Annotated in this window: 10 protein-coding genes; 4 read left to right on the top strand and 6 right to left on the bottom strand. The window is 64.9% G+C overall.

The genetic code is table 11. The annotated features are described in order from the left end of the window. Positions 1-11: 11 nt before the first annotated feature. Entirely contained in the window at positions 12-1,604 is a 1,593-nt protein-coding gene (locus tag NG698_RS08150) for a cytochrome ubiquinol oxidase subunit I (protein WP_252600168.1), read from the bottom strand. Between the two features lie 263 nt (positions 1,605-1,867). Between NG698_RS08150 and NG698_RS08145 the strand changes: the two genes are divergently transcribed. Together NG698_RS08145 and NG698_RS08140 are read left to right on the top strand one after the other, a co-directional pair. Further along, on the top strand, positions 1,868-2,254 hold the full coding sequence (locus NG698_RS08145) for a BlaI/MecI/CopY family transcriptional regulator (RefSeq protein ID WP_056345326.1): 387 nt from the start codon (positions 1,868-1,870) through the stop codon (positions 2,252-2,254). A 6-nt stretch (positions 2,255-2,260) separates the two neighbouring features. Next, entirely contained in the window at positions 2,261-3,286 is a 1,026-nt protein-coding gene (locus tag NG698_RS08140; RefSeq protein ID WP_252600167.1) for a M56 family metallopeptidase, read from the top strand. Between the two features lie 81 nt (positions 3,287-3,367). Here the strand turns inward: NG698_RS08140 and NG698_RS08135 are convergent, their stop codons facing one another. After that, positions 3,368-5,476, bottom strand: a complete 2,109-nt coding sequence (locus NG698_RS08135) for a DNA gyrase/topoisomerase IV subunit B (RefSeq protein WP_252600166.1) — start codon at positions 5,474-5,476, stop codon at positions 3,368-3,370. Between the two features lie 256 nt (positions 5,477-5,732). Here NG698_RS08135 and NG698_RS08130 point away from each other — a divergent pair, with 256 nt between their 5' ends. Further along, positions 5,733-5,954: a DUF7455 domain-containing protein gene (locus tag NG698_RS08130; protein WP_056345317.1), complete on the top strand. Its 222-nt coding sequence runs from the start codon at positions 5,733-5,735 to the stop codon at positions 5,952-5,954. 168 nt (positions 5,955-6,122) lie between these two features. Here the strand turns inward: NG698_RS08130 and NG698_RS08125 are convergent, their stop codons facing one another. From NG698_RS08125 to NG698_RS08110, 4 genes are all read right to left on the bottom strand, one after another. Next, positions 6,123-7,430 (bottom strand): RNA polymerase sigma factor, encoded by a 1,308-nt coding sequence (locus NG698_RS08125; RefSeq protein ID WP_058929344.1) that lies wholly within the window; start codon positions 7,428-7,430, stop codon positions 6,123-6,125. A gap of 266 nt (positions 7,431-7,696) precedes the next feature. Further along, positions 7,697-8,956, bottom strand: a complete 1,260-nt coding sequence (locus NG698_RS08120; protein ID WP_252600165.1) for a DUF4192 domain-containing protein — start codon at positions 8,954-8,956, stop codon at positions 7,697-7,699. A gap of 81 nt (positions 8,957-9,037) precedes the next feature. Beyond that, positions 9,038-10,399, bottom strand: a complete 1,362-nt coding sequence (locus NG698_RS08115; protein WP_252609151.1) for an MFS transporter — start codon at positions 10,397-10,399, stop codon at positions 9,038-9,040. A 70-nt stretch (positions 10,400-10,469) separates the two neighbouring features. Beyond that, positions 10,470-11,408 (bottom strand): proteasome assembly chaperone family protein, encoded by a 939-nt coding sequence (locus NG698_RS08110; protein WP_252600163.1) that lies wholly within the window; start codon positions 11,406-11,408, stop codon positions 10,470-10,472. Between the two features lie 260 nt (positions 11,409-11,668). Here NG698_RS08110 and NG698_RS08105 point away from each other — a divergent pair, with 260 nt between their 5' ends. Further along, entirely contained in the window at positions 11,669-13,195 is a 1,527-nt protein-coding gene (locus NG698_RS08105) for a leucyl aminopeptidase (protein ID WP_252600162.1), read from the top strand. The last annotated feature ends 272 nt before the right edge of the window (positions 13,196-13,467 follow it).

Here is a 13,467-nt window from a genome sequence, read left to right as displayed (position 1 = left end):
CTCTGCTCTTCTTAGTAGGCGAATGCCAGGACGTCGTCGGCGGGCTTGCCAGTGCCGGGGCCCTTGCTGGCGTCCCCGTTTTTGTCGGCCGGCGTGTGGGCCAGTTCCGGCATCGCGGACACCACACCGCCCCGGATGAACTTGACCAGGAGCTTGACCTCAACCACCAGCAGCGCAGCGTAGACGGCGGTCAGGACGATCAGTGACGTCAGCAGCTCACCGGCCGACACTCCCGGTGAGACTGCGGCCGCGGTGAACATAAACACCTGGTCGATGCCGTTCAGGTCCGGGTTGGGGGCCACCACAAACGGCTGTCGGCCCATCTCGGTGAAAATCCAGCCGGCCGCGTTGGCGCCGAACGGGGCCAGGATGCCGAACACCGCCAGGCGCATCAGCCAACGGGACGCGGGCACCGTGCCATTCCGGGTAACCCAGAGCGCAATGAGCGCCGCCAGTGCCGCAAGGCCGCCGAAGCCGATCATCATCCGGAAGCCCCAGTAGGTGACTTCCATAACCGGGACGTACTCGATCTCCTGGCCGGCCCGCTCGCCGTAGATCGGGTTGTCCGGCAGGTGGGTTCCGTAGTCGGCCTTGTACTGGTCCAGGAGTCCGTTGACGCCCCTGACCTCGGTGGTGAAGTCGCCATTGGCCAGGAAGGAGAGGATGCCCGGAACTTCGATCAGGGCCACAATCTCATCGCAGTTCCTGGAGCCAAGGTTCCCGACGCTGAGCACGGAGAAACCGGTGCCGTCGTGGCACGCGGCCTCAGCCGCGGCCATCTTCATAGGCTGCTGCTCAAACATGAGTTTGCCCTGCAGGTCGCCGGTCAGGGCGGTACCGGCGAACGAGATCATGGCGACGACGGCGCCGATCCGCAACGAGCGGATCCACACTTTGTAATCGGTCCGGTCCCGGCCGGGGATGGCGGCTTCGCCGGGAATCACCTTCCCGTCGGCGCCGATGGTGTCGATGCCGTCCGTGCGCCTGCGCCAGAGATGGTACCAGGCGATGCCCAGGAGGAAACCGCCGGCAACGGCCAGCGCTCCCATCAGCGTGTGCGGAAAGGCCACCAGGGCCGTGTTGTTGGTGAACACGGCCCAGGCGTCGGTCATGACCGGCCGGCCGTCAATGATCTCCGCGCCCACCGGATGCTGCATCCAGCTGTTGGCCACGATGATGAAGTAGGCGGAGAACACCGATCCCACCACGGCCACCCAGAGGCAGGCCAGGTGGATGCCAGGCTTCAGCTGCTTCCAGCCGAAGATCCACAGGCCCAGGAACGTGGACTCAACGAAGAAGGCCAGCAGCGACTCCAGGGCCAGCGGCGCCCCGAACACGTCTCCAACGAAGCGGCTGTACTCGCTCCAGGCCATGCCGAACTGGAACTCCTGCACAATGCCGGTGGCCACGCCCATGATGAAGTTGATCAGGAAGAGCTTGCCCCAGAACTTGGTCATCCGGAGGTATTCCACCTTGCCGGTGCGGTGCCAGAACGTCTGCATCACGGCCACCACCAGGCCCAGTCCGATGGTGAGCGGCACCATCATGAAGTGGTAGACGGTGGTGATGCCGAATTGCCAGCGTGCGATTTCCAGAGCTTCCACAGCAGTCCCTCGGGTTGGCGGTGCAATTTTTCTACGTGACGTAGAACTTTGACTTCTACAGAGTGTAGAACAATGCGGCGGGCACTGTAAACCAACAGTTCCACCTGGAAGTGGCTCCCACAAGGCCGCGGCGCGCCGAGTGTTCTACCGTACGTAGAAACTCAGGCGAAAAACAGGTAAATTTGTTTTTGTATCTGTAGCGCATAGTGCAGTCACCGCGGCCGTCAACGGCCCGGTGCGGGGAAATCGAAGGAAGTATTGCAATGGCAAGTCTTGGCGAACTGGAACGGGCAGTGATGGATCTGCTCTGGGCGGGCCACGAAGCAGCCACCGCGAATACCCTGCGCGACAGACTGGCAACAACCACCGAGGCAAAAGGGGATGCTGCCGGGCATGAGGGCAAGGAGCTTGCCGTCACCACGGTCCTGACCGTCCTCTCACGGCTTGAGAAGAAGGGCCTTGTGGAGCGTGAACGCGGTATGCGGCCGCACCGCTACCAGGCCGTTTCCAGCAGGGAAGACCACACGGCCGAGCTGATGCACGAAGTGCTGGGCTCAGCGCCTGACCGTGAAGCCGTGCTGGCACGGTTCATTGGCTCCGTTACGGACAGTGAAGCGGAAACGCTGCGCAAGCTGCTTGGCCACATCTAGCGGACCATGTTCTGGACCTCGTACCTGCTGGCGGTCCTCGCGATAGTCCTGGCGTGGCCAGTGCCTATCCTGCTTTCCCGTGCCTCGTGGCCTGCCCGGTCACCGTTCACGGCCATGCTGCTGTGGCAGGCAATAGCACTTGCGGGCGGGCTGTCCATGATCGGCGCCATGCTGGTCTACGGGCTTGAACCGATCGGAGACAACCTCATCTCCGGGCTTCGCGGGCTGGCGGATATGGTTCTGTTCAACGCGCCCACCACGGCCTTGGGCTTCTGGCATCTGTTCGCCCTGTCCGCCGCGGCGCTGCTCACCGCCCACCTGGTCTTCACCCTCTTGCTGACCTACTACAAGATCGAACGGCAGCGGCGTCGGCACCGGGAACTCCTGGCCCTGTTGGCCGCCCCGTCCGTCGACGCGGCCCGCACGGTGGTCATCAGCCACGATTCACCCGTCGCCTATTGCCTGCCCGGCGGGGCCCGCTCCGTGACGGTGCTCTCGGACGGGCTGATGGCCGCGCTGGAGCCGGCTGAGTTGCGGGCCGTCCTGAGCCACGAGAATGCCCACCTCAACCAGCGCCACCATCTTCTGCTCTGGGCGTTTGCCGCGTGGCGCCAGGCACTCCCCTGGTTGCCCACCACCCGCCTCGCTCAGGAGGCGGTGAACTCGCTCATCGAAATGCTGGCTGACGACGTCGCGTTGAAGTCGGAAGGCAAAGCCACACTCATCAAGGCGATCGCCATTGTGGCCAGCGGACCTACCGGAGGTATGACGGCAGGGATGGGGGCGGGGATGGCGGGAAGCATGGCGGCCGCCGCCATACCGTCCGCGCACCCCGGCCTTGCCCTGGACGGACTTGAGGCGCCCACAGGCGCCGTCTCTGGTTCTGCCCGGACCACTATCTCCCGGGTCAGCCGGCTGCTGTCCCCTGAGCCGCAGTTGCCTGCCGCCGCCCGCGGGCTGGTGCTTGCCGGCTCCGCCTTGCTCCTGGCCGTGCCCACCGCCCTGCTGATCGTGCCGGGCCTGCTGGGCTGAACCGACGCCGCGGATGGAACCGCCGTCCGGACTAAACCCCGGCATGGGCTGTGCCGACGCCGGCCTCGCCATCACAGGACATCAGGCGTCGATCCGCTCCCGGTCCAGGCTGGAGGCGCCGGCGATGATGAAGTCCTTGCGCGGGGCAACATCGGATCCCATCAGCAGGTCGAACGTGTCTTCGGCATGCTTGGCATTCTCGATCCCCACCTTGCGGAGCGTCCGGTGCCGCGGGTCCATGGTGGTCTCGGCAAGTTGTCCGGCGTCCATCTCGCCCAGGCCCTTGTACCGCTGGATCGGTTCCTTGTAGCGCTTGCCTTCCTTGGCCAGCCGGGCCAGGAGCACATGGAGTTCCGCCTCCGAGTAGGTGTAGATCATCTCGTTGGCTTTCTGCCCGGCGTTGATGACCTCCACCCGGTGCAGCGGCGGCACGGCAGCATAGACCCGTCCGGCGTCGATCATGGGGCGCATGTACCGGAAGAAGAGTGTCAGCAGCAGGGTCCGGATGTGGGCGCCGTCGACGTCGGCGTCGGTCATGAGAATGACCTTGCCGTACCGGGCCGCGTTGATGTCGAAGCTGCGTCCGGATCCCGCACCCACCACCTGGATCAGCGCAGCGCACTCCGTGTTGGACAGCATGTCCCCCACGGACGCCTTCTGCACGTTCAGGATCTTGCCGCGAATGGGCAGCAGCGCCTGGAAGTCCGAGGACCGCGCCAGCTTGGCGGTTCCCAGTGCGGAGTCGCCTTCCACGATGAAGAGTTCGGAACGGTCGACGTCGTCCGTCCGGCAGTCGGCAAGCTTGGTGGGCATGGACGAGGTTTCCAGGGCATTCTTGCGCCGCTGGGTTTCTTTGTGCACCCGCGCGGAAATCCTGGACTTCATCTCGCTGACGATCTTTTCCAGGAGCAGCGCTGAGTGGGCTTTGTCGTTCCGGTTGGCCGAATTCAGCTTTGCGGTGATCTCCTGCTCCACCACTTTCGACACGATGGCGCGGACGGCGGAGGTGCCTAGGATTTCCTTCGTCTGGCCTTCGAACTGCGGTTCGGCCAGCCGGACCGTCAGGACAGCTGTCAGGCCGGCGAAGATGTCATCCTTCTCGATCTTGTCGTTGCCGGCCTTCAGCTTGCGGGCGTTGGCCTCCACTGCTTTCCTGAACGTCTTGACCAGCGCCTGCTCGAAGCCCGACTGGTGGGTTCCGCCTTTGGGCGTGGCGATGATGTTGACGAAGCTGCGGACGGTGCTGTCATAGCCGATGCCCCACCGGAGAGCCACGTCCACTTCGCAGTCACGTTCAACCTCGGCGAGCTGGCTATGGCCCCGTTCGTCGAGTACCGGCACGGTTTCCTTGAATTTGCCTGAGCCGTGCAGCCGCCAGACGTCGGTCACTCCGGGATCGGCGGCGAGGAACTCGACGAACTCGGACAGGCCGCCGTCGTGGTGGAACACCTCTTCGTGGCCGGCTGCTTCACCGGGGGTACCGGGCAGCCTGCGCTCATCGCGGACGGTGAGCTTGAGTCCCGGTACCAGGAAGGACGTCTGGCGCGCCCGTGCGGCCAGTTCGTCGTAGGAGAACTTGGCGTCCGGCGTGAAAATCTGGCGGTCCGCCCAGTAGCGGATCCGGGTCCCGGTCACACCACGCTTCGCCTTGCCCACCACATCGAGCACCGAGCCGTCCACAAACGGCGCAAACACCGCCGACGGGTCCAGCTTGGATCCCTGGTCCTTGAAGCGCCCAGGCTCGCCGCGCCGGAACGACATTTTGTAGGTCTTGCTGCCGCGGTCCACTTCAACGTCCAGGCGCGCAGACAGGGCGTTCACCACGGAGGCGCCCACGCCGTGCAGGCCGCCGGAGGCCGTGTAGGACCCGCCGCCGAACTTGCCGCCCGCATGGAGCTTGGTGAAGACCACCTCGACGCCGGTGAGCCCCGTCTTGGGTTCCGTGTCCACAGGGATGCCGCGGCCGTCGTCGTGGATTTCCACCGAGTTGTCCGCGTGCAGGATGATCTTGATGTCGTGTCCAAATCCGGCAAGCGCTTCGTCCACCGAGTTGTCGATGATCTCCCACAGGCAGTGCATCAGCCCGCGCGAATCGGTGGAACCGATGTACATGCCGGGGCGCTTGCGGACGGCCTCGAGGCCCTCCAGGACAGAAAGGTGCCGGGCGGTGTAATCAGAACTTGGTGCCACGGGTTGTGAACTCCTTCAGTGACGGAACAGCTGGCGCTGCGGGCGCTCCATCAAGCCTAGTCGGCGCGGCAGCAGACAGCGGGCTGCCACACTTCCCACGGGCTGTGGGCAAGGCCACTCGTTATCTTTCCGTGACCGAAACCGGCGGCTTGATCAATTCTTGTGGCTACGCGGACAGCGAACTTGACCCGTCCTTGCGATGGGATTGGTACGAATACTGGTTATATGGACATACAGATCTACTAAGGAGGCCGACATGACAACAGCAGTGGCAGACCGCACACTCAACGCACTGGACCGGTGCGATCGTTGCGGGGCTCAGGCATATGTCCGCGTTGTACTCGAGTCCTCCGGCGGTGAGCTGCTGTTCTGCGGCCACCACGCCCGTGCAATCGAGGCTACGCTGAGGCCGTTGAGCTCCGACTGGCACGACGAGACGGGCAGGCTTCACGAGAAGGCTCCCGTGTCCGTCGACTGACCAGGCGCACCACAACCTGATACACCTCGAAGAGGACCCCTCCAGCCGGAGGGGTCCTCTTCTGTCGTGAACTTGCCATGAAGCCGCAGACAGGAAAAGCGGGTCCCCTTCGGCCCATCCATCCGAAGATGATGGGCCGAAGGGGACCCGCACTGCCTGAGTCCTGATCTAGTCCAGGTAGTCTCGCAGGACCTGCGACCGTGACGGGTGGCGGAGCTTGGACATGGTCTTGGATTCGATCTGGCGGATCCGCTCACGCGTGACACCGTAGACCTTGCCAATTTCGTCTAAAGTCTTCGGCTGGCCGTCGGTCAGGCCGAAACGCATGGCCACCACGCCGGCTTCGCGCTCGGACAGAGTGTCCAGGACGGAGTGCAGCTGTTCCTGCAGGAGCGTGAAGCTCACCGCGTCGGCGGGAACCACGGCCTCGGAATCCTCGATGAGGTCACCGAACTCGGAGTCACCGTCTTCACCCAGCGGGGTGTGCAGGGAGATCGGTTCGCGGCCGTACTTCTGGACCTCGACGACCTTCTCGGGAGTCATGTCCAGTTCGAGGGCCAGCTCTTCGGGTGTGGGTTCGCGGCCCAGGTCCTGGAGCATCTGGCGCTGCACGCGGGCCAGCTTGTTGATGACTTCAACCATGTGCACCGGGATGCGGATGGTACGGGCCTGGTCTGCCATGGCCCGGGTAATGGCCTGGCGGATCCACCACGTGGCGTACGTGGAGAACTTGAAGCCCTTGGTGTAGTCGAACTTCTCAACAGCGCGGATGAGGCCCAGGTTGCCTTCCTGGATAAGGTCCAGGAACAGCATGCCGCGGCCGGTGTAGCGCTTGGCCAGCGAGACCACGAGGCGGAGGTTGGCTTCGAGCAGGTGGTTCTTGGCGCGCTTGCCGTCGTGGATGACGAACTCAAGTTCACGCTTGAACTTGGGGTCCATCGAGCCGTCGTCGGCGTTGATTTTCTCTTCGGCGAAGAGTCCGGCTTCGATCCGGAGGGCGAGGTCAACTTCCTGCTCGGCATTGAGCAGCGCAACCTTACCGATCTGCTTGAGGTAGTCCTTGACGGGGTCAGCCGTGGCGCCAGCCGACATCACCTGCTGGACAGGGGCATCGTCATCATCGGCATCCGAGTAGACAAAACCCTTGCCCGTGGCTGCTGATGCGGCCTTGGCGGCGTTAATCTCGCTGTCGTCGGCGATGTTGATGTCGTCGAGGTCTTCCTCAACGTCCTCATCATCGTCCGATGCGCCGCGGGCTGATTTTCCGGCTGCTTCGGCAGCGGCTTTGGCGCCGGGCTTGGGCCCGCGCTTCTTGGGCTCAGGCTTGCCGTCCAAACCGGTGTCACCGGAGGCATCCTTGATGGCTTTGTTGGCTGCCCGCGTCGCTGCTCGCTTGGCGTTCGTTGCAGCCTGCTTCGCCTCAGGGGACAAATCGTCCTGGGCGGCGGGTTCCTTCTTCGCGGAAGACGGGGTCACAGAAAACCTTTCTAGCGGCGGTCTGTGGAATCACCATACGGGCAACACCACTATGACCCTGTCAAGTCCGTGATGAATATCAGGTGCAACCACGGCCGGCAGAGTCTACAAGTAGAACTGCCGGGGCGGCTGTAATGTTCCCAACGGGGCTTCATCACATGCACTTGATTCACGGACCCAACCGGGTCTCGGCAACCATTGTCTCACGGTTTTCCCAAACCCGACCTCAACGCTGCCCCCATCCAAACCGGTCAGGCGGAATTCGGTCAGGCTGCATCCGGTTCGAATTTCCGCCAGGCGGCCTCTTTCCGTGCAGCCCAGCCGCAGAGGCTGCCGCGCCGGACCAGCTCAAGCATGAGTTCGGCGAGCCGGTAGCCTGGCTCCTCGTCAAGGGCGCGGCCGAGGTACGCAGCAGCGTAGGAGCCCCTACCCCTGCACCACGCGATCCACCCACGCCCGGTCAGCGCGGCTGCACCGGCCTGCCCGCCGCACGCCGACAGCTGTTCCAGCACTTTGTCCAGGCTGTTAAGGGTGTGCCAGGCAGGAACCACCGGGTCCAGACCCAACAGGACTTCGCCATATCCTGGAATGGCAGGCATGCTGCGAGTACCGGGTCCGGTAGCACGCGTTCCGGCAGGCTCCCGTCCTGTCAGTCCGGCTCCCGACGCTGGAAGTCCGGATGGTAAGGGCCCCGGGAGCATGGGCCCCACCGGAGCCAGGATGCAGCCGACATCGAAGATGCCGAACATCTCGGCACCCGCCAGGGCAGCCGCCTGACCGGCGGCGGCCATCACCAGGACGGCGTCACGCCAGGCGGGGACCCGGAGCGACGCGCGTAGGAAGGCAACGTCATTGACGGGCAGAGGCCCAGGCTGGTTGGCCAGCAGGGCCTCCCACTGGACCATCAGCTGGCCGAACTGTTCCCTGCTCCCCCGTCGCCGGTCCAGCTGTGCCGCCCACGTGGCCTCAGAGGCAAGGACGGCTGCCCGGTCCTCGCCGGAAAGCAGGGATGGAGGATGCGCCCCGTACTCCGGCGCGGGCCCAACGCTGCTGCCGCGGAAGACCATCTCGGCATTAAGCATGCTGTCCCGGATCGCCTGAACAGACCGGCCCGGCGAGGGGCAGCAGGACGGATCGGTGCAGAAAGCATCACGCCAGAAGGAGTCGCCGACATACCAGGCGTCCCGCACCGGCATCCCCGCGGCGCCTAGGACCCTCTGGAGTGCATCCAATAGCCCGCGGTAGGTTCCAGGTGGTTCCATCCAGCCGTCGTTGGTGAAGCATGCCAACAAGGCGGCGTCGGCATTCTTGTCAGCCAGGAGATAATCGCGCACCGTGCGCGCGTACTCCCGCGGGTCCGCGAGGGTTTCCGGGCCTGGAAGATCCAGCCTCAGGGTTGCTCCCAGCCGGTTCCCCTGCAGGGTCATCGCAACCAGGCTGTCGGCCGGCCAGTAGCCCAGGGAATGCGGAATGAACCCGAGGATGTCTTCAGGGCCTCGGACGGTCAGGTGTTCTGAAGGTTTCATGGTTCCAGCTTTGGCGCCGCGCGAGCCGCGGTGAAGCGCCAACTTGCCGTATGTGAATAACCTGCCTGTTCAGGAAAGGTGTCAGTCTTTATCCGCGCGGTCCTTGGTCTCGGACGGCTGGCGACGCTGGGCCAGGTTCGCCCGCCGCTGCTGCGCCATGGCCCGAAACAATGGTGCCACCACAACACCTTGCGCTGCCATCTGGCGCCGTACTTTGCGCCGACAGACAATCGTCATGGCGGCGCCAAAGCCCAGCAGCAGGAATTGTACGCTGAGCGCGATCCGGAACGGTTCCAACCCGTACAGGACGCCGTCGGAATAGCCGCTGGCCAGCAGGACGTCCAGCACCAGGCCGATCAGGAAGATGGCCACGAGGGCCGCGATAAAGCCGCCCACATTCACGATGCCCGTTGCGGTTCCGATCCTGTGCGCCGGATTGAACGTCCGTGCGAAATCAAACCCGATCATCGATCCCGGCCCCCCGATGGCCAGGACGACCACCAGGCACGCCAGCAGCCATAGCGGGGAACGGCCAGGCATCAGCAGCACCGCGGCCCAGGCAGAGGCCGTGGCGCCGGCGATGAGCAGGACCATCGTTGACCGGCGAAGCGGGTGGCGGGAAACGAACTGCCCAATGAAGGGGCCCGCCGCCATCGCCGCCGCAACGTACAAGGTCATCAGGCCGGCCACGGTTCCGGCATCCAGGCCCTGCCCCGAGATCAGGAACGGATAGCCCCAGGTCATGGCGAAGACGGTGCCGCTGAACTGGATGGTGAAGTGGCTCCACATCCCCAGCCGGGTGCCAGGCTGGCGCCATGCCCGCGCGAGCGAGGCGCCTGTGGCCTTCAACCCCTGCTGCGCCTGCGGCGCGGGCGCACCGGGCGGGTGGTCCTTCAAGAGCACCAGCACCAGGACAACCGCCACGCCCGCCATGCCCGCCAGCATCAGGAAACCGGAGGTCCAGCCGAAGGAATGCAGGACAAAGGCGAAGGGAAGCACACTGAAAAGCTGCCCGAGCTGGCCTGACATGCCCGTCAGCTGGGTGACCAGGGGAACCCTGGCCGGCGCGAACCACAACGGAATCAGGCGGATCACGGAAATAAAGGTCATGGCGTCCCCGGCGCCCACCAGAACCCGCCCCGCCACACCGCCGGGGATGGTGTCGGCGAAGGCCAACTGGAGCTGGCCAAGACCCATCAGGACGGCTCCACCGGCGATCATGGCGCGCGAGCCGAATCTGTCCACCAGCAGGCCCACGGGGATCTGCAGGCCGGCGTAGACCAGCAATTGCAGCACCGTAAAGAAGGAGATGGCAGACGCGCCGGCATGGAACCGCTCGGTGGCCTCAAGTCCCACCACACCGAATGACGTGCGCTGGGAGACGGCCACAAGGTAGGCGAAGATGCCGATGGTCCAGATCAGCCAGGCTCGGGGTGCAGTCACCCCCTCATTATGCCCGGGCTGCTGCCCGGACCAGGGCAAGCGTCTGCCAGGCGGACGCCGTGGGGCGGGGCTACGGGTGCGGGTTCTCGCGGGCCAAGTAGGCCTCCACTGCCGCGCCCAGCTCGTCCCCGTTGGGCAGTTCGTCATTTTCATCGGCCAGGAGGGAGCGCCGGACTGTGCCTTCGGCCTTCTCGTCGTACCGCTCCTCCAGCCGGGTGACCACCTGCTGCACATCTTCGGAGGCGGCCACCTGCTCGGCGATCTGGCGCCCCACTTCCCGGCCCGCTTCGCGCAGCCGGTCCGCCGGCAGCATCAGGGACGTCGCGGCACCGAGGAATTCGAGTCCGGCGACGGCGGCCGGCGGGTACTCCGCCTCAGCGAGGTAGTGCGGAACGTGGATCACGTAGCCGGCAACATTGCGCCCGGCTTCCATCAGCCGCAGCTCCAGAATGTGGCCCACGGCCGCCGGAACGTCAACGGTGGGCTTCCAGACCGAGATGCCCTCGATCAGTTCCGGACGGTTGCCGTGGACGGTCACACCCACCGGGCGCGTGTGCGGCACCGGCATGGGAATGGAGTGGATCCAGGTCACGAGGTTCACGTCCAGCTTTTCCACAATGCCGACGACGGCGCGCGCGAACCGCTCCCATTGAAGGTCGGGTTCAAAACCGGCCAGCAGCAGGAAGGGGCTGCCGAGCCCGTCCGTCAGCTTGTACAGCGCCAGCTTCGGCTGCTGATAGTCCTGCAAGTGATCCTCCACAAAGGAGATGTGGGGCCGCCGCGACCGGTAGTCGATGAGCTGGTCGGCGTCGAACACCGCCACCGTCTCGGCGTCGAGGGTATCCAGGAGCTCCGCATTGATCTGCTTCACCACGTGGCCGGCATCGGCGAAGCCAGTGAAACCCATCACCAGGTTCAGCCCGCGGAGCGCCGGGCTGTGGAACAGCTCGATGTTGCTCGCATAGAGCGCATCGGGGTCCAGCAGGGAACCGGAAATCCGTTCAAGCACGGCGTCGTCCTTTCAAGGAGTCGGGTGAATATCTTGTACAACGCGGCCAGGCACCCCTGAATTCCGCCAGCGGGTGTGGCGCAGGTCTCAGGAGATTCCGCTGCCGCGGCCCGCAGCGGCTACGATCGTGAATGGCCCGCCGGACGGGTTTACCGGCACCCCGGCGACGTCCCGATCGGACGGCCGCCGGATTTCCATGGCCGAGCGCCTGACATCCATACCAGCGCGAACAGCCTTTTCGAGAATTGAGGACTTACCCCGTGGTCAAGAATACTGAAATCAACCTTAGTACCCTCGCTAAGGACCTGAAGAGGACCCCCAGTGACGCCGTTGTCATCGGCGTGGGACAGGGATCGGACGGCCCCGTCCTGCTTGAGAATCCGCTGACCGCAAAATCGGCTGAAGCGCTAACTGACTCCCTGAAGGTCCTGGGCGTCACCGGCGCCGCTGACCAGGTCGTCCGGCTGCCCGGCCTGCCGGAAACGGGTTCCGGGGTCCTGGTCCTCGCCGGCGTCGGCAAGGTGGCCGCTGGCCGCCCGCTGACCGAAGAGGCCCTGCGGCGTGCCGCAGGTTCCGCCGTCCGCCAGCTCAGCGGCCTGCCCACCGTTGTCCTCGCGCTCCCAACGGCGGGAGTCGCCGACGTCGCGGCGGTGGCCGAAGGTGCCGCCCTGGGAGCCTATTCGTTCACCGAGTACCGGTCGTCCAACGACGGGCTGAAGGATCCGGTCCGCAACGCGGTGATCTACACGGACGTTACCGCCAATGATGCGCTGCGCTCTGCGCTGACGCGGGCAGGCCTGATCGGCAAAGCCGTCAACGCCACGCGGTCCCTGGTCAACCAGCCGCCCAGCCACCTCTACCCCGAATCCTTTGCGGAAGCCGCCAAGGAACTGTCCAAGGGCCTGCCTGTTAAGGTCACGGTCTGGGACGAAAAGCGCCTGGAAAAGGAAGGCTTCGGCGGCATCATGGGCGTGGGCAAGGGGTCCACGCGCCAGCCCCGCCTGGTGAAGGTCGAATACGCCCCTGCAAAGGCCACCGCAAAAATCGCCTTGGTGGGCAAGGGCATCACGTTCGACACCGGCGGAATTTCGATCAAGCCGGCCCTTGGCATGGGTGACATGAAGAGCGATATGGCAGGCGCCGCCGTCGTCCTTAATACTGTGCTGGCCATCGCGGGACTTGGCCTGCCGGTGAAGGCGACCGCCTGGCTCTGCATCGCAGAAAACATGCCCTCCGGTGCGGCCTCACGGCCGGCGGATGTCCTTACCATGTTCGGCGGCAAGACCGTTGAGGTGCTGAACACCGATGCCGAGGGCCGCCTGGTCATGGCAGACGGCATCGTCGCGGCGAGCCTCGAATACCCTGACGCCATCATCGACGTCGCCACCCTCACCGGTGCGCAGCTCATCGCCCTCGGCAACAGGACCGCCGGCGTGATGGGCTCTGACAGTGTCACCGGGCCACTCAAGGCCGCCGCCGACCGTGCGGGCGAACTGGTGTGGCCCATGCCGCTGCCGGAGGAACTGCGCCCGAGCATCGACTCCCAGGTGGCCGACCTCGCCAATATCGGTGAGCGCCACGGCGGCATGATGACCGCGGCTGTTTTCCTGCGCGAGTTTGTGGGCAAGGGCAAAGACGGGGAGCAGATCCCCTGGGCGCACATCGACATCGCCGGCCCCTCCTTCAACAACGGAAGCCCTTACGGCTACACCCACAAACAGGGCACGGGCTGCACGGTCCGCACACTGGTTGCCTACGTGGAGGACATGCTGGCGGCTGCCGTCTGACCCCCGGGGAACCCTGACCCGTGCTGTTGGGTTGTCACGCGGCCGTTTGACCTGCGACCACAGAACCGGCCGTGATCCCTTGGCCACATGGCCGCGTGACACTCGACACAAGCGCCCCACAAAGGCGGCGCCAAGGTGGAGCATGGATGAGGGGTTCGCTAAGGTGAACCCCGGTAGTCACAAATGCACGAGAACCTGCCTGCTGGCATAATCACGGCAGTACAAGTTCCAAGACCAGATGATGCGCACGATCGCGTCATCGTTCACGCGAG

The sequence above is a fragment of the Pseudarthrobacter raffinosi genome, assembly GCF_023913735.1.
Lineage (GTDB): Bacteria > Actinomycetota > Actinomycetes > Actinomycetales > Micrococcaceae > Arthrobacter > Arthrobacter raffinosi.
This window is presented reverse-complemented; position numbering and strand designations above follow the sequence as displayed.

Bases quoted from the DNA above. Each gene is read 5' to 3' on its own strand.
- NG698_RS08145 (WP_056345326.1), top strand. From the start codon at position 1,868: ATGGCAAGTCTTGGCGAACTGGAACGGGCAGTGATGGATCTGCTCTGG.
- NG698_RS08140 (WP_252600167.1), top strand. From the start codon at position 2,261: ATGTTCTGGACCTCGTACCTGCTGGCGGTCCTCGCGATAGTCCTGGCG.
- NG698_RS08130 (WP_056345317.1), top strand. From the start codon at position 5,733: ATGACAACAGCAGTGGCAGACCGCACACTCAACGCACTGGACCGGTGC.
- NG698_RS08120 (WP_252600165.1), bottom strand. From the start codon at position 8,956: ATGAAACCTTCAGAACACCTGACCGTCCGAGGCCCTGAAGACATCCTC.